The organism is Citrobacter sp. Cpo109 (assembly GCF_030332565.1).
GTDB lineage: Bacteria > Pseudomonadota > Gammaproteobacteria > Enterobacterales > Enterobacteriaceae > Citrobacter > Citrobacter portucalensis.
Genome location: NZ_JAOWHQ010000057.1, coordinates 225,376 through 246,824, shown reverse-complemented (window position 1 = coordinate 246,824; position 21,449 = coordinate 225,376). Strand labels below are relative to the sequence as shown.

The 21,449-nt window shown below is 50.5% G+C and carries 20 protein-coding genes and 1 pseudogene; 7 read left to right on the top strand and 14 right to left on the bottom strand.

All coding sequences use genetic code 11. From position 1 onward, the window contains the following. Window positions 1-4: 4 nt before the first annotated feature. Together selD and OGY71_RS12015 are read right to left on the bottom strand one after the other, a co-directional pair. Window positions 5-1,048, bottom strand: a complete 1,044-nt coding sequence (gene selD / locus OGY71_RS12020; RefSeq protein ID WP_003832497.1) for a selenide, water dikinase SelD — start codon at window positions 1,046-1,048, stop codon at window positions 5-7. Window positions 1,049-1,164: 116 nt separating this feature from the next. Beyond that, entirely contained in the window at window positions 1,165-1,716 is a 552-nt protein-coding gene (locus OGY71_RS12015) for an NAD(P)H nitroreductase (RefSeq protein WP_286613366.1), read from the bottom strand. A gap of 175 nt (window positions 1,717-1,891) precedes the next feature. Here OGY71_RS12015 and sppA point away from each other — a divergent pair, with 175 nt between their 5' ends. From sppA to pncA, 3 genes are read left to right on the top strand one after another with little or no spacing between them, the layout of a single operon-like run. Further along, the gene (sppA, locus tag OGY71_RS12010) at window positions 1,892-3,748 is read left to right on the top strand and encodes a signal peptide peptidase SppA (RefSeq protein WP_286613365.1); all 1,857 of its coding nucleotides are present in this window, start codon (window positions 1,892-1,894) and stop codon (window positions 3,746-3,748) included. 55 nt (window positions 3,749-3,803) lie between these two features. Then, window positions 3,804-4,820, top strand: coding sequence for an asparaginase (gene ansA, locus OGY71_RS12005; RefSeq protein WP_003832492.1), 1,017 nt, complete (start codon window positions 3,804-3,806; stop codon window positions 4,818-4,820). A gap of 14 nt (window positions 4,821-4,834) precedes the next feature. Continuing rightward, window positions 4,835-5,473, top strand: coding sequence for a bifunctional nicotinamidase/pyrazinamidase (pncA, locus tag OGY71_RS12000; protein ID WP_003832491.1), 639 nt, complete (start codon window positions 4,835-4,837; stop codon window positions 5,471-5,473). A gap of 37 nt (window positions 5,474-5,510) precedes the next feature. Here pncA and OGY71_RS11995 read toward each other — a convergent pair whose 3' ends face one another. The 8 genes from OGY71_RS11995 to OGY71_RS11960 all read right to left on the bottom strand — a co-directional run bounded on the left by OGY71_RS11995 (window position 5,511) and on the right by OGY71_RS11960 (window position 14,254). Continuing rightward, complete coding sequence (locus OGY71_RS11995; protein WP_149335792.1) at window positions 5,511-6,869, bottom strand: MFS transporter; 1,359 nt, start codon at window positions 6,867-6,869, stop codon at window positions 5,511-5,513. 140 nt (window positions 6,870-7,009) lie between these two features. After that, the gene (locus OGY71_RS11990; protein WP_043016634.1) at window positions 7,010-7,768 is read right to left on the bottom strand and encodes a DeoR/GlpR family DNA-binding transcription regulator; all 759 of its coding nucleotides are present in this window, start codon (window positions 7,766-7,768) and stop codon (window positions 7,010-7,012) included. Between the two features lie 136 nt (window positions 7,769-7,904). Then, window positions 7,905-8,888 (bottom strand): NADH-dependent methylglyoxal reductase, encoded by a 984-nt coding sequence (ydjG, locus tag OGY71_RS11985; RefSeq protein WP_003832488.1) that lies wholly within the window; start codon window positions 8,886-8,888, stop codon window positions 7,905-7,907. Between the two features lie 9 nt (window positions 8,889-8,897). After that, the gene (locus OGY71_RS11980; protein WP_126318370.1) at window positions 8,898-9,845 is read right to left on the bottom strand and encodes a carbohydrate kinase family protein; all 948 of its coding nucleotides are present in this window, start codon (window positions 9,843-9,845) and stop codon (window positions 8,898-8,900) included. A 4-nt stretch (window positions 9,846-9,849) separates the two neighbouring features. Continuing rightward, entirely contained in the window at window positions 9,850-10,686 is an 837-nt protein-coding gene (locus OGY71_RS11975) for a ketose-bisphosphate aldolase (RefSeq protein ID WP_286613364.1), read from the bottom strand. A gap of 24 nt (window positions 10,687-10,710) precedes the next feature. Continuing rightward, window positions 10,711-11,754 (bottom strand): NAD(P)-dependent alcohol dehydrogenase, encoded by a 1,044-nt coding sequence (locus OGY71_RS11970; protein WP_003832485.1) that lies wholly within the window; start codon window positions 11,752-11,754, stop codon window positions 10,711-10,713. 17 nt (window positions 11,755-11,771) lie between these two features. Further along, window positions 11,772-13,151 (bottom strand): MFS transporter, encoded by a 1,380-nt coding sequence (locus tag OGY71_RS11965; protein WP_200920496.1) that lies wholly within the window; start codon window positions 13,149-13,151, stop codon window positions 11,772-11,774. Between the two features lie 26 nt (window positions 13,152-13,177). Then, a complete protein-coding gene (locus OGY71_RS11960; RefSeq protein ID WP_003832481.1) occupies window positions 13,178-14,254 on the bottom strand; it encodes a zinc-binding dehydrogenase in 1,077 nt (358 codons plus the stop codon). Between the two features lie 296 nt (window positions 14,255-14,550). Between OGY71_RS11960 and chiD the strand changes: the two are divergent. Continuing rightward, window positions 14,551-15,803, top strand: a pseudogene (gene chiD, locus OGY71_RS11955) (chitinase ChiD). A 92-nt stretch (window positions 15,804-15,895) separates the two neighbouring features. Further along, window positions 15,896-16,240 carry an HNH nuclease YajD gene (gene yajD / locus OGY71_RS11950; RefSeq protein WP_003832478.1) on the top strand — a complete coding sequence of 115 codons (345 nt, stop codon included), beginning with the start codon at window positions 15,896-15,898 and terminating at the stop codon, window positions 16,238-16,240. A gap of 44 nt (window positions 16,241-16,284) precedes the next feature. Here yajD and OGY71_RS11945 read toward each other — a convergent pair whose 3' ends face one another. Next, a complete protein-coding gene (locus tag OGY71_RS11945) occupies window positions 16,285-16,560 on the bottom strand; it encodes a YeaC family protein (protein WP_003030693.1) in 276 nt (91 codons plus the stop codon). A 42-nt stretch (window positions 16,561-16,602) separates the two neighbouring features. Beyond that, a complete protein-coding gene (gene msrB, locus OGY71_RS11940; protein WP_003832475.1) occupies window positions 16,603-17,016 on the bottom strand; it encodes a peptide-methionine (R)-S-oxide reductase MsrB in 414 nt (137 codons plus the stop codon). Window positions 17,017-17,357: 341 nt separating this feature from the next. Here msrB and gapA point away from each other — a divergent pair, with 341 nt between their 5' ends. Further along, entirely contained in the window at window positions 17,358-18,353 is a 996-nt protein-coding gene (gene gapA, locus OGY71_RS11935; protein ID WP_003030697.1) for a glyceraldehyde-3-phosphate dehydrogenase, read from the top strand. Window positions 18,354-18,425: 72 nt separating this feature from the next. Beyond that, window positions 18,426-19,310 carry a D-hexose-6-phosphate mutarotase gene (locus tag OGY71_RS11930; RefSeq protein ID WP_123267004.1) on the top strand — a complete coding sequence of 295 codons (885 nt, stop codon included), beginning with the start codon at window positions 18,426-18,428 and terminating at the stop codon, window positions 19,308-19,310. Window positions 19,311-20,054: 744 nt separating this feature from the next. On the opposite strand, the gene OGY71_RS11925 is transcribed toward OGY71_RS11930, so the two are convergent. Further along, window positions 20,055-20,909, bottom strand: a complete 855-nt coding sequence (locus tag OGY71_RS11925) for an aldo/keto reductase (protein WP_126956079.1) — start codon at window positions 20,907-20,909, stop codon at window positions 20,055-20,057. A gap of 179 nt (window positions 20,910-21,088) precedes the next feature. Further along, window positions 21,089-21,439, bottom strand: a complete 351-nt coding sequence (locus OGY71_RS11920; RefSeq protein ID WP_003832469.1) for a hypothetical protein — start codon at window positions 21,437-21,439, stop codon at window positions 21,089-21,091. Window positions 21,440-21,449: the final 10 nt, after the last annotated feature.

The window sequence follows — 21,449 nt, the reverse complement described above, 5'->3', positions numbered from 1 at the left end:
CGAGTTAACGAATCTCAACCATGGCGCGACCGCCACGAGCTTCCACTAACTCACCAATGGCGGTGAGATCGATACCGAACTGCGCCGCTGCCGCTTTCACTTCGGCTTCAGCTTCCGGCGTTACCGCCAGCAACAGGCCACCGGAAGTTTGCGGATCGCACAGCAGATCGCGTACCGACTGCGGCATTTCACCCATCAGGTGTCCGTAGCTGGCAAAGTTACGTTGGGTACCACCCGGCACCGCGCCCTGCGCGATGTATTCTTCAACGCCTGGCAGCTTAGGAATATCCTGGTAGACGATCTGCGCCTGAACGCCTGCACCCTGACACATCTCACTCAGATGCCCCAGCAGACCAAAACCGGTAACATCGGTCATGGCTTTCACGCCATCAATATCGGCGAATGCCGCACCGGCAATGTTCATCCGGCACATCACTTCTGTCGCCAGTCCTTTGTGTTCTTCTTTCAGCAGTGATTTTTTCTCAGCAGTTGTCAGAACGCCAATACCCAGAGGCTTGGTCAGGAACAACTTACACCCTGCTTCAGCGGTGCTGTTTTTCTTCACGCGTTCGGTCGGCACAACGCCGGTTACCGCAAGGCCGAAGATTGGCTCTGGGGCATCGATAGAGTGACCGCCCGCCAGCGCAATACCCGCCTGACGGCAGGCAAAGCGTCCGCCTTCGGTTACTTCGCGGGCGATTTCCGGTGCCAGCTTATCCAGCGGCCAGCCCAGAATAGCAATTGCCATAATCGGTTTGCCGCCCATAGCGAAAATATCGCTGATGGCGTTAGTCGCGGCGATGCGGCCAAAATCAAACGGATTATCGACAATCGGCATAAAGAAATCGGTGGTGCTGATAACGCTGGTGCCGTTTCCCAGATCGTATACGGCCGCGTCGTCGCGGGTTTCATTACCCACCAGTAAGTTCGGATCAACAAACTTCGCCTGCTCGCTGTGCAGGATGGTTTCCAGCACTTTTGGGGAAATTTTACAACCGCAACCGGCTCCGTGGCTGTATTGCGTTAAACGAATAGCTTGCTCGCTCATGGACATCTCCTGTCATTGCAATCCGGATATGGTAGCGCTCATTCCATGATGTGGTAAGAGTGACTGTCTGAATTCGGGTGTCTTTGCTCAGAATCCAGACAGTTTTGCCGTTGATATCAGAAATAACGGACGAATGCGCTCGGTTCGGCAAGGTTAATCGTCGTGGATGCTTTTAGCTGCGGTGTGCCCAGATAGAGGAAACCGACGATTTTATCTTGCGGGCGACAGTCGAATGCTTCGCGAACGACCGCACTTTCGGTTAATGCACCACTGCGCCAGATACCGCCAAAGCCCTGGGCAATTGCGGCCATCTGCATAGCCATCACCGCACAACCGGCAGACATTTCTTGTTCCCACAGAGGAACCTTGTCGTTTTCTTCACATTTCGCCACCACGGTAATAATTAGCGGCGCGCGAAACGGTGCGCTGCGGGCTTTGTCCTGGGCTTTCTCGTCACTGCCTGCGGCAATCGCCCCTTTTTCAAGCACCGCGCTAAAACGCTCACGCCCTTCGCCCTCAATGACAAAGAATTGCCACGGTTGCAGCGTTTTGTGGTCTGGCGCGCGCATACCCGCCCGCAGAATATTTTGCAGTTGCTCTCCTGTCGGGGCCGGCTCGACGAGACGAGAGGCGCTACGACGGGTAATCAGTAATTCGAGTGCATCCATTTGCTTAACTCCAACAATGAGATTTGTTCACAAAATTAACACGTGAGCGGATTTTGTTACAGCACAGGCGGTGATTCCTGCTGACAAGTGCTTGTCGGGTCATTACGATAGCCTCATCTTATCGCCTTTCTCCGGAATTTCGGGGTGGCGTGTTGTTAATCGGTAGGGAGAATACATGCGAACCCTGTGGCGATTTATTGCCGGATTTTTTAAATGGACATGGCGATTACTGAATTTCGTCCGTGAATTTGTGCTTAACCTGTTCTTCATCTTGTTGGTACTGGTGGGTGTGGGCATCTGGATGCAGGTCAGCAGCAGCAATACCAGTGAACACGCTGAGCGAGGCGCACTGCTGCTGGATATCTCGGGGGTGATTGTCGATAAGCCTTCGAGCACCAGTCGTTTAAGCGTTATTGGTCGTCAGCTGTTTGGCGCCAGTTCCGATCGTCTGCAGGAAAACTCCCTGTTCGATATCGTGAATACTATTCGCCAGGCAAAAGATGATCGCAACATCACCGGCATTGTGATGGATCTGAAAAATTTTGCCGGGGCCGACCAGCCTTCCATGCAGTATATCGGTAAAGCGCTGCGGGAATTCCGCGACAGCGGCAAGCCGGTCTTTGCCGTAGGCGATAACTTCAGCCAGGGGCAGTACTACCTCGCCAGTTTCGCCAATAAAATTTATCTCTCTCCGCAGGGTTCCGTTGATCTGCACGGCTTTGCCACCAACGGTTTGTACTACAAGTCCCTGCTCGACAAGCTGAAAGTTTCCACGCACGTGTTCCGTGTCGGAACTTATAAGTCTGCCGTAGAACCGTTTATCCGCGATGATATGTCTCCTGCCGCGCGTGAAGCCGACAGCCGCTGGATCGGCGAGCTGTGGCAGAACTATCTCGACACAGTCGCTGCCAACCGCCAGATCCCTGCCCAGCAGGTTTTCCCGGGCGCACAGGCCATGCTGGACGGTTTGACAAAAGTCGATGGCGATACCGCGAAATATGCGCTCGACAACAAACTGGTGGATGCACTCGCTTCCAGCGCTGAAGTCGAAAAAATGCTGACCAAACAGTTTGGCTGGAGCAAAACGGATAAAAATTATCGCGCCATCAGCTATTACGATTACTCGCTGAAAACGCCAGCGGATACTGGGGACAGCATTGGCGTCGTCTTCGCAAATGGCGCAATTATGGACGGTGAAGAAACCCCTGGGAATGTGGGCGGGGACACGACTGCCGCGCAGATCCGCGAAGCGCGTCTTGATCCGAAAGTGAAAGCAATTGTCCTGCGCGTGAACAGCCCTGGTGGCAGCGTCAGCGCTTCCGAAGTCATTCGCGCTGAGCTGGCTGCGGCAAAAGCGGCAGGCAAGCCGGTTGTCGTGTCCATGGGCGGCATGGCGGCATCCGGCGGGTACTGGATCTCCACCCCAGCAAGCTACATTGTGGCGAACCCCAGCACGCTGACCGGTTCAATTGGGATCTTTGGCGTGATCAACACTGTGGAAAACAGTCTGGATTCCATTGGTGTACACACCGACGGCGTGGCGACATCCCCACTGGCGGATATCTCCATTACCAAGGCGTTACCACCTGAAGTGCAGCAAATGATGCAACTGAGCATCGAGAACGGCTATAAGCGCTTTATCACGCTGGTCGCAGATGCGCGTAAGACAACGCCTGAGCAGATTGACAAAATCGCGCAGGGCCACGTCTGGACCGGCCAGGATGCGAAAGCCAACGGTCTGGTAGACAGTCTGGGTGATTTTGATGACGCCGTGGCGAAAGCGGCTGAGCTGGCCAAACTGAAGCAATGGCACATTGAGTATTATCAGGACGAACCGACATTCGTTGATATGGTGATGGACAGCATGTCCGGTTCCGTTCGTGCCATGCTGCCTGAAGCGATCCAGGCGATGCTCCCGGCGCCGCTCGCTTCTGCGGCGAGTACGGTTAAAGCAGAAAGCGAAAAGCTGGCCGCGTTTAACGATCCGCAAAACCGCTATGCGTTTTGCCTGACCTGCGCCAACGTTCGCTAACTATTGACCCCTCTTCGGGATGAAGAGGGGTTTTCTTTGAGACAGAAGAAAAGTCATGCAAAAGAAATCGATTTACGTTGCCTATACCGGCGGTACCATTGGTATGCAGCGCTCAGAACAGGGTTATATTCCTGTTTCCGGTCATCTCCAGCGTCAGCTGGCACTGATGCCTGAATTCCACCGCCCAGAGATGCCAGACTTCACCATCCATGAATACGTTCCGCTGATGGATTCCTCCGACATGACGCCAGAAGACTGGCAGCACATTGCGGAAGACATTAAAGCGCACTACGACGATTACGATGGTTTTGTCATTCTGCACGGCACTGACACCATGGCGTTTACGGCTTCGGCACTCTCATTTATGCTGGAGAATCTGGGCAAGCCAGTCATTGTGACAGGGTCACAAATCCCATTAGCAGAGCTACGTTCTGACGGGCAAATCAATTTGCTGAATGCGTTGTACGTTGCAGCAAATTATCCGATCAATGAAGTTACCCTGTTTTTCAACAATCGATTGTTTCGCGGCAACCGGACCACTAAAGCGCATGCTGATGGTTTTGACGCGTTTGCCTCACCCAACCTTGCACCACTGCTGGAAGCCGGGATCCACATTCGCCGGCTGGGAACACCGCCCGCACCTCACGGCACAGGTGAGTTGATTGTGCATCCTATCACTCCGCAACCGATTGGCGTGGTCACTATTTATCCTGGGATCTCCGCTGATGTAGTACGCAACTTCCTGCGCCAGCCGGTAAAAGCATTAATTTTGCGCTCCTACGGCGTGGGCAATGCGCCGCAGAATAAAGAGTTCCTGAAAGAACTTGAAGATGCGAGCTCGCGTGGCATTGTGGTGGTGAACCTTACGCAGTGTATGTCCGGCAAGGTGAACATGGGGGGCTACGCGACAGGGAATGCGCTGGCACATGCTGGCGTGATTGGCGGCGCGGATATGACCGTCGAAGCCACTCTCACCAAACTGCACTATTTGCTGAGTCAGGGACTGGATACGCAGACAATTCGTGAAGCAATGACGCAAAATCTGCGTGGTGAGCTCACACCTGACGATTAAAGGAGTCTATGCCCATGGCCCGAGCCTTACTGTTGGTCGATTTACAAAATGACTTTTGTGCCGGTGGTGCCCTCGCGGTCCCACAAGGTGACAGCACAATCGATATCGCCAACCGCCTGATTGACTGGTGTGCCATACGCGGCGACACGGTGGTTGCCAGTCTGGACTGGCACCCGGCGAATCATGGTAGTTTTGCCAGCCAGCATCAGGTCGAGTCCTACAGCCAGGGACAACTCGATGGCCTGGCGCAGACGTTCTGGCCCGATCATTGCGTACAAAACAGCGAAGGTGCTGCCCTGCATCCGCTGCTGAACCAGCGTGCGATAAGTCAAACGTTCACTAAAGGTGAGAACCCGCTGGTCGACAGCTACAGCGCGTTTTTTGATAATGGTCGTCGTCAGGCTACCGCGCTGAATGCATGGCTACTCGAACACCGCATTGCCGAGCTCATCATCATGGGTCTGGCTACCGACTATTGCGTTAAATTCACCGTTCTGGATGCGCTCGATCTTGGCTACACTGTCAGCGTTATAACCGACGGCTGCCGTGGCGTTAATATTCAACCCCAGGACAGTGCAAACGCCTTTATGGAAATGGCAACTGCGGGCGCAACGCTGTATACGTTGGACGACTGGCTGGAAACCCAGCCGTAAGCGATGCCGACAGGGTCTCTCCTGTCGGCGCGTTATCTCAGGCCAGCGCTGAAATCTCTTCCAGTGATACTTTGCGCGTTTCGATGCCGAAACAAAAAAGAATCAGCGCACATAGCACCAACATTACTCCTAGCACGATAAAGACCGTAACCGAGCCATAGCGGGTCAACAAAATAGCGACGCCATAAGGCGTAAACACAGCGACAATCCTCCCCACAGCATTCACAAAACCCGATCCTCTCAATCTAAGATGCGTGGGCCATAGTTCCGGGACATAAACTGCAGAGGCAAAGCAGACATACATATACAGAAAAAAAATCATCACCAGCCCGTAGCTCAGAATTGCCCACTCTTCAGTTTGAAGCGAATAGAAATACCCAAGCAAGGCGATAACAATCAACAAGAATGAGCCAAACAATCGCCGAGGAAAGTGATCGATAATTAACGCGGCAATAAATATCCCAACCGGCGCGCCAATCATAATTATCGCGGTCATAAATATGGATTTCGTTACATCGATTCCCGAATTAACAAATATCGTCGGGATCCATACCGTAATGGTATAGAGCGAAATATTCATTGCGATAAGCACCGTGATCGCCACCAGTGTACAGCGTAACATTGGCCCCTTAAACAAGAGCCAAAATGAACCACTTATCGTGCTTAAATCCGCCGACGAGCATTCGCTCCGGCAGGATGGTAAAGTGATGTTTTTTTCTTTCTCAATTTGCGATTCCACCTGCATAAGATGTTTTTCAGCTTCGCTTCTCTGCCCTTTGCCAGCCAGCCAACGCGGGGATTCAATATAGTATTTTCCCGACAGATACCAAGCCAACAGCATTGCCATGCCGCCGAGCAGAAACATCACCCGCCAGCTTAAAAGTGCAATAATCACGACGCCAATTGCCGCAGATAGCATTGGTGCCCAGTTGCCGACAAATGACAGACGGGCAGACCATTTCCCACGAACCGCGGGTGGAATGAATTCTGTAAATGAGGCATAGCCCACCATAATTAGCGCCCCCATTCCAATCCCCATCAGACAGCGGAAGAAAATAAGCCAGTACATGTTGGGCACAAACGTTGCAGCGCAGGCTGAGGCCCCGACGATTAACAAATTGACGCGGAACGCTTTGCGTCGACCGAGATAATCACCAATAAAGCCACCGGCTAGCGAACCGATAAAGTAACCAAACATCAGCGCTGAGGTAAACGCGGCATTTAGATAATTGTTTGACCAGCCTGTACTGACTAGTTTTGCTAATATCACATTCCCGGAATAGCTGAGAAAACCAGTGATTAACAAACTAAAACTAATAATTCCAAAAATACGAAAATGAAATCGAGATAAAGGTAAACGATCTAATCTTGCGCCGATAGGGTCACATTGTTCCATCTGGATGCCTCAAATTCAGCTAAATAGAAAGTATGACGATCGCGGCAGAAAAATTTTGCCGCGCCATCCATCATCATTAGATTCTTATGGCATTTACCAGGTGCAAACTTAAAATAATATCGACACAACCCTCGTTATAGCTAATAAACGAGTTGAATATTATTCTCTTGGCAAAATGCAATCCACTCTGCACCCGGTGCCTTATTGGTTATTAGGTAATTAATATGGCTAAAGTCCACGAGCTGAACGAAAGCTTTACGGTCAAACTTTGAGTGATCAACTAACAGGGCCACCTCAGTCGCCTGGCGGATCATGGTTTTTTTGATTTCCGCTTCCGCTTCATTAGAATCAAGCGCCCCACTCTGCATATCCAAACCTTTGCAGCTCATCACCATGATATCAACATGATAACGGCTGATAATCTCCTTGGTGATTCTTCCCTGCAGCGACAGCGTATTCTTATTCAGCTCACCGCCGGTAGAAACCACGTTAATTTCTGACTGCGCCAACTCATGAAATGCTTCAGCCGAATTGGTAAGCAACGTCAGATCGTTTCTTTCCTTCAACAGCTTTAATAATTCCATCGCGGTACTGCTGGAGTCGGCAGCCATTGTGGTCTTATTTTTAATAAACGGTAATGCATTACGGGCAATGATCTGCTTTTCTTCGAAGAAAGATTTTGCACGCTTATAAAAATGAATATTGTCGGACAACGCGGTGGTATTGAGCACTGCACCGCCATATGTTCGGGTCAAAAAACCTTCATCTTCCAGTTTTTCAAGATCGCGGCGAATCGTTTCCTCAGTCACCTGAAAGATTGAACTTAAATTAGATACCGCCACTTTCTTATCGTTAGCCACCATTTGCTTAATGGCTTGAATCCTGTCTTTTGCCGCCACGATGACACCTCTGTTTCCTGCAAAGTAATAATAAGACCCTAGTATCTCACAGGCTATGTTTATTTTCAAAAGAACATGTCTGAATCACAGATTTCAATACTTTTTTACGCAGAAACAGAGGTCAATTCTATCCGACTTAATTTATATCCAACGCTTCCGCCATTCGCCTCATCAATAATGAATCATCATCTGTCAGGGGAATGGTTAACGCCTCGACGTTCTCGCGAACCTGTTCAGGTGCGGTTGCACCACTCAGTAAGGTGATCAAATCGCTTTGCTTTAAAATCCACGCCAGAGCTAATGCGGGGATTGTGCAGCGGTATTTTTCACACAGTGGCTGCCACTGCTCTAGCATATCAATCACCCGCAGCATATTTTCCCGCTGAAACCAAACCTTGTTAGCCCGTGCGCCGCCAGGAACATAATCTCGGGCGATAGTACCGGTCAACAACCCCTGCTCAAGCGGTGAATATACCTGCACGATGATGCCATTCTGCTGGCATAGCGGCAGCAGATCAGCTTCCAGCGCCCGGTCAAGAATGCTGTACTTGGCCTGGATGATATCCAGCTCACCGTGTTTGAGATACTCTTTGATATGCCCGGCATCGACGTTCGCCGCACCAATCGAACGGATTTTCCCCTCTTTTTTCAGTGCATTCAGCGTGTCTACGGTTTCCGCAATCGGCGTAAAACAGGGTTCGACCGACTGCCAGTGGGTCATATAGATATCAATACTGTCGATACCCAATCTTTGCAGGCTGGCATCAACCTCCTCACGAATAGACTCAGGCGTGAGGTTTTTATACAGCTGGCGATCGCCCACTTTGTTAAACAGGCTGCCTGTTCGCTCCCAGACGATGCCGCATTTGGTTTCAACAACTACCTCGCTGCGCTGCAGCTTTTTCAGCGCCTGACCGACAATCACTTCACTGTTGCCAAAGTTGTAGCCTGGCGCGGTATCAATCAGATTAATACCGCAGCGATGCGCCTCAACAATGGTATCAATACAAATCTGCAAATCGAGATCGCCATTCCATGCCGGACCGCCGCCAATGGCCCATGTACCTAATCCCATGCGGGAAAGCGTAATATCCGTACTGCCTAAAGGAATCATTTTCATCTGCCGCTATTACCCTTCGTATTCGTCAAGAAGTTGTTCAACCAGCTTTCTGTTCTTCACACCCGTCGTCGCGCCCACGCTCAGTACCGATATTGCCGCCGTTGCATTAGCAAACAGCGCGCAGTCGCGAAGCGGCTTACCTTCAAGCAGCGCGGAGATAAATCCTGAAGCAAAGTTATCCCCCGCGCCGATGGTGTCGATGGCGGTAATCCCCGACACGGCCGGGACTACCATTTTCATATCGACTCGTTTGATAAAGCAGCCTCTTTTGCCGGTCTTAATCACGACGGTTTTCACACCACAGTTCAGGAAACTGTCGGCAATCTCATCCAGCGTATCTTTCCCGGTGAGCAGTTTTGCCTCTTCAAAATTGGGAAACAGATAATCCACGTAGCTCAGCGCTTCACGGATGTCGTCCAGCGTTTCATTCAGTCGCGGTTTAATCATATCCGCGCAGATAATGAGCTTATGCGCTTTCGCCTGTGTGAAAATTGCCGTCAGTGCATCACCATCCAACAACGGGCTATTAAAAATACTCGCTAGCGACAGCAGCTTTGCCTGAGAAAAACGGTCGAAATCAACATCGTTTATATTCAGTTTCCATAAACTGCCGTTACGGTTAGTCACAAAGGTGCGTTCGCCATCAGCGGTGACTAAACCTACGTTAATGGAAGTATCAATATCAGCATCCTGCTTCAGGCTTTTAATATCAATATTCTCCCGATGGCAGTGGTCGACAATAAAATAACCGGCTGCATCATTACCTATCCGACTCATTAACGCCGTGCGATGGCCAAGGCGAGAAATAATCGTCGCCTCATTAATAGCGTCACCTCCCGTGGTCATTGCTATTCGTTCTAATGGATAAGAGTCAACATCAAAGATATTTTTACTCACTGGTTGCAAGGGAATATCAACAATTGCCGCCCCTATACAAATAACCTCGATATTATCCATATTGTCATTCCGCTTTACCGTCAGAGCCAAACAGTTTGATTTTCTCCAGCGCGCGCTCTTTTACCGCTTTGCGAACTTCACGCTCAACGTACAGGAACGGCTGATTCTGGTTCTCCTGCACCGCCGCCATTGCCGCCTGGCACAGTTCGGTATGAATATTGATTTTCGAAATACCTAATGAAATGGCTTTTTTGATATCCGCATCGCTAATGCCGGACGCGCCGTGCAGCACCAGCGGAACGGATACCGCCTCGCGCACGCGTTTGACCACATCGAAATTCAGTTTCGGCTCAGAGGTATAAACGCCGTGCTGGTTACCAATCGCCACCGCCAGAGAATCGCAGCCGGTACGCTCGACAAATTCCGCCGCCTGACTCGGGTCGGTATAGTGATAGCCCGCCAGCGCTTCTTCATAAACCGTTTCATTCCCCACGTGGCCCAGCTCCGCCTCAACCGGAATACCCAACGGATGGAAGAAGTCCACCGCCTCTTTAGTCAGGCGAATATTCTCTTCGAAATCAAAAGCGGAGGCATCGCGCATCAGTGAATTCATGCCGTGAGTCCAGGCGTTATGAATAATTTCCATGCTGCGCCCGTGATCCCAATGGGTAATAACCGGCACCGAGGCTTTTTTCGCCATCGAAACCATCATATGTGAAAAATCTTCAAACGAGGTATTACCCACAAAACCGGTGCCGAATGAGATAATCACCGGCGATTTAGACTCTTCCGCCGCATCCATCACCCCCATTAACATTTCCGCATTCCACACGTTAAAGTGGGCAATCGCATAATGTTTATTCTGGGCATCATTTTCCCAATATTTAATATCTGCCAGCATAGTTGTTTCTCCCTTTTCAATAAATTAATGGTTAACTTTAATAACGCCTTTGATAATTTCACGTTTGTTGTTAACTGACTCATCAAACGCGCGCTGAACATCTTCATAATCATAAATATGCGTCACCATCGACTTGACATCGAAACGCCCGGAGGAAATGGCTTCAATAGTGACCGGATAGCGGTTGGCGTAGCGGAAAACAGTCTGAATGGAGACTTCACGGTTAATTTTGAGGAAATTAATTGCCGAATCACCAGGAACCGTCCCAACGATCATGATTTTCCCACCGCGCATCACCAGGTACGGAGCCTGCTTAACGGTGATTGCCGAGCCGGCAGTTTCAAAAACAATGTCAGCCCCCATATCGCCGGAGAACTGCTGACAGCGGGCAACGGTGTCCTCTTTCGCCCCGTTGATCACAGTCGTCGCGCCAAGCTGCTCGGCCATGGCCAGACGCTTTTCCAGGACATCAACAACGGCGATGTCGGTAGCACCCAAACATTTACAAGCTTGCAGGGTCATTAAACCAATACAGCCCGCCCCCAAAATGACGATTTTCTTGCCCGGTTTAACGTCCGCCAGCATTGCGGCATGCATCCCTACCGCCGCAGGCTCTACCAGCGCGCCTTCCATGGTGTCCATGTTATCGGGCAGCTTGTAAGTGAAGCTCTCCGGATGGCACAGATAGTGGGTTAGCGCGCCGCGATAATTAGGCTGCGTGGCCATAAAGTCGACATCAGGACAGATGTTGTATTTGCCCTCCAGACAGTAGCGGCAGTGACCGCACGGCACGCCGGGTTCAATGTTCACCCGGTCGCCCGGTTTAAATTTACTGACGCGATTTCCTACCGCCACCACCGTACCGGCACATTCATGTCCGAGGCCAATTTCCTGGTTCGGGTCTTTTGGCGGAATGAAGGGACCTGATTCGAAACCGTGAACATCTGAACCGCAAATACCTACGTATTCAATTTTGATCAGTACTTCATGCTCTTTGGGTACCGGGATATCGGCGGCAATAATTTTCATCGTGCCCGGCGTTTTTAATATCGCTTTTGAATTTTTCATTTTATTTCCCATCAATATTATTTGCTGGTAACTGCATCAATACCGAGACTTTCGACAGAGACGCCTTTGGTTTCAATTCCGATGGTAGCAATGGCGACAGCGACAATAATGGAGACCGCACCCAGCAGTACAAATACACCCGTCATTCCATAACCGTTAAGCAATACCGCGACCGCATAAGGCGCGGCGATACCGCTGATACGCCCTACCGCATTCGCCAGACCAGAACCGCGAAGTTTCGCTTCGGTCGGCCATATTTCCGGAACATAGACTGCCGAGGCGTAACAAACGTACATATAGACAAAAGTAATCAGGAAGAAACCAATTAGCGTAATCAGTAGCATGCTGGTTTGCAGTGAATAGATATATCCCAGCACGGCAATTAACACTAATAATCCCACACCCATTGTCTTTCTGGGAATTTTATCCATTACCAGCATGGCGATAAAAATCCCAAACGGCGCGCCGAACATACTCATGGTATTTAAGACAATGGAGTCTTTCAGATTAATACCCTGAGTCATAAATATTGTCGGTAGCCAATTAATTAAGGTGTACTGGACGACGTTCATGGCAATCAGGACAAAGGAACCTAAAATAACTCGCTTGAGTAACACACCCGTTAATAAGGCCGAGTAAGGAACTGTGCGCGGGGCTTTGCCGTCATCTTCAAATACCACAGGCGGCAGTGGCTTGCCGGTCTGCTGAACAACCCCTTCTTCAATGGCCCGCATCACCTTTTCAGCTTCGGCGTAGCGTCCGCGGGATTCCAGCCAACGAGGCGACTCTGGGAAACTACGCCAGGCAATAACGGTCGCCACCAGCGACAGTACGGCCGGGATCAGCAACTGCACGCGCCAGTTCCATTCGGCGCTGATTAACGGCGTCAATCCCATCGCGATCAGCGAACAGAGCGGATAAGACCAGTTACCGATAAACGAGACCCGGCTTGACCAGGTGCCGCGATTTCTGCCTGGCATATATTCGGTGAACCCGGCAAACAGAGTCACCAACAGCGCGCCTAATCCAACTCCCATTACAAAACGGCAGGCGATCAGGAAAGTCATATTGGGTGAAAACGCGCCAACGATCATAGAAATAATATGAATCGCTTCATACAAAATAAATGCGTTTTTACGTCCGGTTTTATCGCCGATAATTCCCCCACCGAGCGCGCCGAGAAACATTCCCGCCGTCGTAATGGCAGAAAACGTGGCGGTGGTGGAATTATCGGTCCAACCTAGCTCTTTTAACTGCGCGAGAATTAATCCGCCAACGGCATTACTCCAACAAACCAGTAATCCAAAGGCAACCATCGCAAACATCGACGTGTGCCAACGGCAGTCAGGTAGCCTGTCCAGCCTGGCGCCGCAGTGCGGTTTTGCTATTTGTTCCATGCGATAACGTCCTTTTAATAAACATGTTATTCATCAAAGTCGTAAGTCATGATGACTTTAATCGCGGTTTTATCGACCATGGCGTCAAACCCTTCGCGCCATTGCGACAGGCCGATACGGTGAGTGATCATCGGTTTAACGTTGATTGCGCCGCTGGCCAGCAGGCGTATAGCATTGCGCCAGGATGTGGAATCGTAGGCCATATGGCCAATGATGCTTTTATTCCACGCGGTGATATCGTTGATGGAGAAATCGAGAGGTTTAAAGCCCATACCGACGCGAACGACTTCACCATTCGGGCGCAGCATTTCGATCGATTGTTTTAGGGCGATATTGGCACCAGAGCATTCGATGACCAGCCCCAGATTGTCTTTACCGCAGATTTCCTGGCAGCGTGCAACCACATCTTCGGTCGAACCGTTAACGACAGCTGTCGCACCCAGCTCTTTGGCGATCGGGAAGCGTACGGCAACATCCTCTTCCAGCCCGACCATCACAATATTAACGGCCCCCATAATGCGCGCCATTTGAACGGAAAAGAGTCCTAATGGACCGGTACCAAAGACCACCACATCCTGGCCTGGAAGAAATTTGGATTGCTGAGCGATAGATTTGTAGGCATTGCATATAGGATCCAGTACAGCCGCCTCTTCATAATCTACCCCTGCTGGGATTTCCCACAGAGCATGGCGGTGAATTTTGAGTATTTCCCCAGGGACCAGACAATATTTAGAAAACCCACCGCCCCAGGTATTGTTGTCCAGACCTAAATTCACCTTTTCTGTACAACAAAGAAAATCGCCCTGTTCACAGGCCGGACAAACGCCGCAAACGTGCCCGCTGTTGTCAGACACAACTCGCTGTCCCACCTTCCAGTCCTTAACCTTGTCGCCAACCTGCACAATTTGACCCGCAAATTCATGACCACGAATCGAATTAAACTGCTCGGATCCACTGTCGACATTGTAGTGTTTCATGTCAGCGCCGCAGATAGCAGCAGCCTTAATTTCAATCACAACGTCATCCGGACCACATACCGGTTCCGGAACATCAATCATCTTGTAGCCGCCAAAGGCCTTGCCAAATCTTGCCAGTGCTTTCATGGAATTTTCCTTTGTGTTTAGTTTTGCATCAGTGACCATCATACTTATCCATATAATTTTTGAGGTCAACACCAAATCTTTAAAACACAGATTTTGATCTGCATTTCACAACCAAGATCACAAATAAATGCAAAGTTGAACTGAAACCCAAGTGAACGTGGCTGCCGCTTCGCTAAAATGGCGTGAACCCCTTCGCATTTTTCCTGTTATGAAACTGTTAACCTGTGGGTGCTGTTTTTTTCGCCACGCCATTTCCGTGGCGCGTTTGCTTGTTTAAATGTCAAAGAGGAACACCGATGAAACTATTGCCTTTGTTGGCAGCACTACCCCTGCTTTGCGCCAGCGTTGTTTCCGCCAGTTCACTGATGTCTGTTGGCTACTTTAATGGTGGCGGCGACGTCACTGCCGGTCCCGGTGGCGACATCAATAAACTGGATGTTCGCCAGATAACCCATCTCAACTATTCGTTTGGCCTTGTCTATAACAACGAAAAAGACGAGACCAATGACGCCTTAAAAGACGCCAGCAAACTGCATCAGATTTGGCTTTCACAGAAAGTGCAGGATGATTTGCTGAAAATTCCACAGCTGCGTAAACAAAATCCAAACCTGAAAGTTTTGCTTTCCGTCGGCGGTTGGGGAGCGCGTGGATTCTCTGGCGCGGCAGCAACGAAGGAAACACGCGCAGTGTTTATTCAGTCTGCGCAGGAGATAATTGCGAAATATGGTCTGGATGGCATCGATCTCGACTGGGAATATCCGGTTAACGGCGCCTGGGACTGGTCGAAAGCCAACCGGCTGACCGCGCTAACTTCACCGCGCTATTAACAGAGCTGCGCGCCGCATTGGGGCATAAAAAACTGCTGACCATCGCCGTGGGCGCAAATGCAGAAAGTCCGAAAAGCTGGGTGGATGTCAAAGCCATTGCACCATCGCTCGACTACATCAACCTGATGACCTACGACATGGCTTACGGCACCCAATATTTCAACTCGAACCTGTATGATTCGACGCAATGGCCGACGGTCGCCGCAGCGGATAAGTACAGCGCCGATTTTGTGGTCAATAACTATCTCGCCGCCGGTCTGAAACCGAGTCAAATGAATCTGGGCATTGGCTTTTATGGCCGCGTACCAAAACGCGCCGTTGAGTCAGGTATTGACTGGAGCAAACCTGACGCGCAGAAAAACCCGGCTACCCAGCCCTATTTCGAGTCAGCTCAAATTGAGTTGTTCAAATCACTGGGCATCGACCTGAGCAAAGATACCTACGTGAAGTACAACGATATTGTGGCGAAGTTGATTAACGATCCGCAAAAACGCTTTAGCCAACATTGGGATGATGAAGCGAAAGTGCCGTGGCTGTCGGTACAGTCTGCGGATGGAAAAAAACTCTTTGCCCTCTCCTATGAAAACCCGCGTTCAGTGGCGATCAAAGCCGACTACATCAAAAGCAAAGGGTTGGCAGGCGCCATGTTCTGGGAGTACGGCGCAGATGACAATAATCAGTTGGCGAAGCAGTTAGCCGATTCGTTAGGCATCAAACACTGATCCCAACACCTGACACAATAGGTTATGATTAGCGCATTCCGCTGCGCCAGCTTTTGGCGCAGCTCTTCATTTCTACTGGAGGCATGAGCTTTATGGCTTTTATCCCTAAAAATTACGCCCGTCTGGAAGTCGGTTACCGGGAAAAGGCGCTTAAACTCTTTCCCTGGGTCTGCGGACGCTGTTCCCGTGAGTTCGTGTATTCAAATTTGCGCGAGTTGACGGTACACCATATCGATCACGATCACTCGAATAACCCGGAAGATGGTAGCAACTGGGAAATGTTGTGCCTGTACTGCCACGATCACGAGCATTCCAAATATACGGAAGCGGACCAGTATGGTTCAACGGTGGTTGCAGGAGAAGATGCGCAAAAGGCCGTAGGCGAAGCGAAATACAACCCATTCGCCGATCTGAAGGCGATGATGAACAAGAAATAATATCAACTGCAGGCCCGACACAGATGTTTGCCGGGCCTGGGTAATTAGGATTTAAACGTCGCAATCGGTTCTGGCGTAATACCAAACTCAACCTTCAACTGCTGCTTGCTCTTCATAACCATCTCACCATTGGTATCAATCGTCATATGCTGTGCGTCAATATTGTTTCGCGCCTGCCATAACATCACCAGCTGTAAGCTATTCTCTTTTTGTTCTGCCGTTAGCGCTACGCCATCCGGCCATTTCCCTAGCTCAACGGCAGTCGATAAGCGCTGATAAACTTCCGGCGTCATGCTGTTGATCATCTCATCAAGATTCATGTTAAATCCACTCTCCGTAGAATAATTTGCTGAATCGTTTCTTCAACCCTTGGTTTGCTCACCGTTTTCACCATCGGTGAAGTTCAAAGACGCTGAGTTAACGCAGTACCGTTCACCGGTAGGTTTCGGACCATCCGGGAAGACGTGTCCCAGGTGCGCATCACAGTTTCCACAGCGGATTTCAATGCGCTGCATGCCGTGTGACGTATCTTTTATGTAACGGATAGCCTCATCGCTGACAGGCTCGTAAAAGCTGGGCCAGCCGCAGCCAGAGTCATATTTTGTCTCGGAACGAAATAGCGGATTGTCGCAGATCAAACAGTGATAGATGCCGTCACGTTTGTTATGTAGCAAACGTCCGGTAAATGGCGGTTCTGTCCCGTGATTCTGCGTTACGTAGAACTGCATTTCGGTTAAATTTTTTTTCAGTTCTTCTGGAGAAGGTTGATTAGCCATTTGCTCACATCTCGCTTTATCTAAACTCACATCGCGAGACAGATTCTAACAAAACATTAACACCGGAGTGCGAACTTTTGTTCTAAACTTGATCCTTGCGAAATGGCAGCCTGCAATTCGTGATCAGAATCACGTTTTTATCTTGATTGCCCTTTAAAATTCGGGCCGCCGACCCCATGTGGTTTCAAGCCCAAAGGAAGAGTGAGGCGAGTCAGTTGCGCAAAGCTTAGGCAGCAGATTGATTTGTCGCAATGATTGACACGATTCCGCTTGACGCTGCGTAAGGTTTTTGTAATTTTACAGGCAACCTTTTATTCACTAACAAATAGCTGGTGGAATATATGACTATCAAAGTAGGTATCAACGGTTTTGGCCGTATCGGTCGCATTGTTTTCCGTGCTGCTCAAGAACGCTCTGACATCGAGATCGTTGCAATCAACGACCTGTTAGACGCTGACTACATGGCTTACATGCTGAAATATGACTCCACTCACGGCCGTTTCAACGGTACCGTTGAAGTGAAAGACGGTCATCTGATCGTAAACGGTAAAAAAATCCGTGTTACCGCTGAACGTGATCCGGCTAACCTGAAATGGGACGAAGTTGGTGTTGACGTAGTAGCTGAAGCTACTGGCCTGTTCCTGACAGATGAAACCGCTCGTAAGCACATCACTGCTGGCGCGAAAAAAGTGGTTCTGACTGGTCCGTCCAAAGATAACACTCCGATGTTTGTTAAAGGCGCTAACTTTGACAAATACGAAGGTCAGGACATCGTTTCTAACGCTTCCTGCACCACTAACTGCCTGGCTCCGCTGGCTAAAGTTATCAACGACAACTTCGGCATCATCGAAGGTCTGATGACTACTGTTCACGCGACCACCGCTACTCAGAAAACCGTTGATGGCCCGTCTCACAAAGACTGGCGCGGCGGCCGCGGCGCATCCCAGAACATCATCCCGTCCTCTACCGGTGCAGCTAAAGCTGTAGGTAAAGTACTGCCAGAACTGAACGGCAAACTGACTGGTATGGCGTTCCGCGTTCCTACCCCGAACGTATCCGTTGTTGACCTGACTGTTCGTCTGGAAAAAGCTGCTTCTTACGAAGAAATTAAGAAAGCAATCAAAGCTGCTTCCGAAGGCCCGATGAAAGGCGTTCTGGGTTACACCGAAGACGACGTAGTATCTACCGATTTCAACGGTGAAGTTTGCACTTCCGTGTTCGATGCTAAAGCTGGTATCGCACTGAACGACAACTTCGTGAAACTGGTATCCTGGTACGACAACGAAACCGGCTACTCCAACAAAGTTCTGGACCTGATTGCACACATCTCCAAATAAGTTGAGATGAAACAGTAATCTGTAAGAGCGACTCAGGTCGCTCTTTTTTTTGCCTGAAGAAAGGATTGCGTAATGATTAATAAAATTTTTGCACTTCCGGTAATCGAACAAATTACCCCTGTCCTCTCCCGCCGTCAGCTTGATGAGCTTGAGGTTCTTGTTGTCGATCACCCACAGGTTAAAGCTTCTTTCGCACTGCAGGGCGCACATCTTCTTTCCTGGAAACCAAATGGTGAAGAGGAAGTCCTGTGGCTAAGTAATAATACCCCGTTTAAAACCGGCGTAGCGCTGCGTGGCGGCGTACCAATTTGCTGGCCGTGGTTTGGTCCGGCTGCTCAGCAGGGCCTGCCTTCGCATGGTTTTGCCCGCAATCTGCCATGGACGCTGAAAGCTCACAACGAAGACGACAATGGCGTGGTGCTGACGTTTGAACTGCAGAGCAACGCTGAAACGCGTCAGCTTTGGCCACACGAGTTTTGCCTACTGGCCCGCTTCAAAGTGGGAGCCACCTGTGAGATGGAGCTGGAAGCTCATGGTGAGTTTGAAACCACCTCGGCACTGCATACCTATTTCAACGTTGGTGACATTGCGGCAGTGAAAGTAAGTGGTCTTGGCGATCGCCTGATCGATAAAGTGAATGATGCTAAAGAAGATGTGCTGGCTGATGGTATCCAGACCTTCCCGGACCGCACCGATCGCGTTTATCTGAATCCGGAAGCGTGTAGCGTGATTCATGATGATGCGTTGAATCGCAATATCGACGTTGTCCATCACCACCACCTGAATGTCGTTGGCTGGAACCCTGGCCCGGCGCTGTCCGTCAGCATGGGCGACATGCCGGATGATGGCTACAAAACGTTTGTTTGTGTAGAAACGGCTTACGCGACCGCTCCGCAGAAAACCACCGAAGAAAAACCATCTCGCCTCGCGCAGACTATTCGTGTAGCTAAACGCTAACACAGCTCTGCGCACCATGCCGGATGCGGCTAACGCCTTATCCGGCCTACAAACTACACGCAGTCGTAGGCCTGATAAGCACAGCGCAACAGGCAGTTCCGCGCACCGTGCCGGATGCGGCCAACGCCTTATCCGGCCTACAAACTACATGCAGCCATAGGCCTGATAAGCACAGCGCCATCAGGCAGTTCCGCGCACCGTGCCGGATGCTGCTAACGCCTTATCCGGCCTACAAACTACACGCAGCCGTAGGCCTGATAAGCACAGCGCATCAGGCAGTTCCGCGCACCATGCCGGATGCGGCCAACGCCTTATCCGGTCTACAAACTACACGCAGCCGCAGGTCTGATAAGCACAGCGCCATCAGGCAGTTCCGCGCACCGTGCCGGATGCGGCTAACGCCTTATCCGGCCTACAAACTACACGCAGCCGTAGGCCTGATAAGCACAGCGCATCAGGCAGTTCCGCGCACCGTGCCGGATGCGGCTAACGCCTTATCCGGCCTACAAACTACACGCAGCCGTAGGTCTGATAAGCACAGCGCATCAGGCAGTTCCGCGCACCGTGCCGGATGCTGCCAACGCCTTATCCGGTCTACAAACTACACGCAGCCGTAGGCCTGATAAGCACAGCGCAACAGGCAGTTCCGCGCACCGTGCCGGATGTGGCTAACGCCTTATCCGGCCTATAAACTACACGCAGCCGTAGGCCTGATAAGCTGTGGGAACATCGGCATTTGGCAAATCAGGCCATATCCAGCGCGGTTTTACCTTTTGGCGCCGGATACGCCTTATCTAACTGCTTCAACTCATCTACAGAGAGCGTTATCTCCAGCGCGGCGGCATTTTGTTCGACATGCGCTACGCTTGCGGCTTTCGGAATTGCTATTACACCCGACTGGCGAATCACCCATGCCAGCAAAATCTGCGCAGCGCTAACATTGTGCGCGTGCGCGATGTCATTCACCACAGAGTTAGAAAGCAAATCGCCACGCAGTCGTCCCGCCTGGGCCAGCGGACTGTATGCCATGACCGGCATCTGCTGCTGCTGGCACCACGGCAGTAAATCATATTCAATACCGCGCGAGGCTAAATGATAAAGCACCTGATTAGTTGCACACTCTCGTCCACCGGGTACCTGCCATAACGCCTGCATATCATCATAATCGAGATTCGAGACGCCCCAACGGCAGATTTTCCCCTGCGCAATCAGTGTTTCCATGGCATCGACGGTCTCTGCAAATGAAAAATCGCCCATCCAGTGCAGCAAATAGAGATCCAGATAATCAGTTTTCAGTCGACGCAGGCTCGCTTCGCAGGCGGCAATGGCTTTCTGTCCGCCGGCATTCCATGGGTAAACTTTCGAGACTAAAAAAGCGCTATCACGCCGCCCCGTTAATGCTTCACCCACTACCTCCTCCGCTGCACCATCAGCGTACATTTCTGCGGTATCAATCAATCGCAGGCCTAGATCCAGTCCGGCCTGCAGCGCAGACACTTCATCCCGGCGTCGGCTTGGATCCTCGCCCATGTACCATGTTCCCTGCCCAATAGCAGGAAGCGATACCTGGTTTGTAAACGTCACCTGTTTCGCTGTCATCGCACCCTCCTGTGTTAATGCACCACAGTAAAGCAAAACAACGCGCATGTGTCCTGTTAGGGTGCACAAATTGCACCATCATGGATTGGAAACCGATCGTTAAGGCGAGCGAAATAAAAAGCCCGGGAACAGCAGATGTTCCCGGGCCGAAATAATACAAAATCTTAACTACGAAGTGGTTATTTTAACCGACCTAGATATTTTCCCTCTTTCATGGCGTTGATTTTTCCGTTTTTATAGACGATGACGGAAATCAAACCTGCGCTATAAGACTGAGCTTCTGCACTATTCTCATCATTTGCCGCAGGTTTGCCATTAATATAAGCAATGCCATCAGCACCACGTTTAAAGTCCACTCCAAGTTTATTCACATGCACGGGCGTGATTTTACTGGCGTGTACCGGAGCATTCGCGTCACTGACCATGGTTTTATGTTCATGCTGTAACTGCTGGCGGTAAGCCTCGCTAATGGCATACGCAGGTGCAGCAGAGGAAGCCACCAACGCAGCGATAATAATTAATTTTTTCATACGTTACACC

Bases quoted from the DNA above. Each gene is read 5' to 3' on its own strand.
- selD (WP_003832497.1), bottom strand. From the start codon at position 1,048: ATGAGCGAGCAAGCTATTCGTTTAACGCAATACAGCCACGGAGCCGGT.
- gapA (WP_003030697.1), top strand. From the start codon at position 17,358: ATGACTATCAAAGTAGGTATCAACGGTTTTGGCCGTATCGGTCGCATT.
- OGY71_RS11995 (WP_149335792.1), bottom strand. From the start codon at position 6,869: ATGGAACAATGTGACCCTATCGGCGCAAGATTAGATCGTTTACCTTTA.
- OGY71_RS11945 (WP_003030693.1), bottom strand. From the start codon at position 16,560: ATGAATCTTGATGAGATGATCAACAGCATGACGCCGGAAGTTTATCAG.
- pncA (WP_003832491.1), top strand. From the start codon at position 4,835: ATGGCCCGAGCCTTACTGTTGGTCGATTTACAAAATGACTTTTGTGCC.
- ansA (WP_003832492.1), top strand. From the start codon at position 3,804: ATGCAAAAGAAATCGATTTACGTTGCCTATACCGGCGGTACCATTGGT.
- yajD (WP_003832478.1), top strand. From the start codon at position 15,896: ATGGCTTTTATCCCTAAAAATTACGCCCGTCTGGAAGTCGGTTACCGG.
- OGY71_RS11970 (WP_003832485.1), bottom strand. From the start codon at position 11,754: ATGAAAAATTCAAAAGCGATATTAAAAACGCCGGGCACGATGAAAATT.
- OGY71_RS11975 (WP_286613364.1), bottom strand. From the start codon at position 10,686: ATGCTGGCAGATATTAAATATTGGGAAAATGATGCCCAGAATAAACAT.
- OGY71_RS11920 (WP_003832469.1), bottom strand. From the start codon at position 21,439: ATGAAAAAATTAATTATTATCGCTGCGTTGGTGGCTTCCTCTGCTGCA.
- OGY71_RS11960 (WP_003832481.1), bottom strand. From the start codon at position 14,254: ATGAAAGCACTGGCAAGATTTGGCAAGGCCTTTGGCGGCTACAAGATG.
- OGY71_RS11980 (WP_126318370.1), bottom strand. From the start codon at position 9,845: ATGGATAATATCGAGGTTATTTGTATAGGGGCGGCAATTGTTGATATT.
- OGY71_RS11965 (WP_200920496.1), bottom strand. From the start codon at position 13,151: ATGGAACAAATAGCAAAACCGCACTGCGGCGCCAGGCTGGACAGGCTA.
- sppA (WP_286613365.1), top strand. From the start codon at position 1,892: ATGCGAACCCTGTGGCGATTTATTGCCGGATTTTTTAAATGGACATGG.
- ydjG (WP_003832488.1), bottom strand. From the start codon at position 8,888: ATGAAAATGATTCCTTTAGGCAGTACGGATATTACGCTTTCCCGCATG.
- msrB (WP_003832475.1), bottom strand. From the start codon at position 17,016: ATGGCTAATCAACCTTCTCCAGAAGAACTGAAAAAAAATTTAACCGAA.
- OGY71_RS11925 (WP_126956079.1), bottom strand. From the start codon at position 20,909: ATGACAGCGAAACAGGTGACGTTTACAAACCAGGTATCGCTTCCTGCT.
- OGY71_RS11930 (WP_123267004.1), top strand. From the start codon at position 18,426: ATGATTAATAAAATTTTTGCACTTCCGGTAATCGAACAAATTACCCCT.
- OGY71_RS12015 (WP_286613366.1), bottom strand. From the start codon at position 1,716: ATGGATGCACTCGAATTACTGATTACCCGTCGTAGCGCCTCTCGTCTC.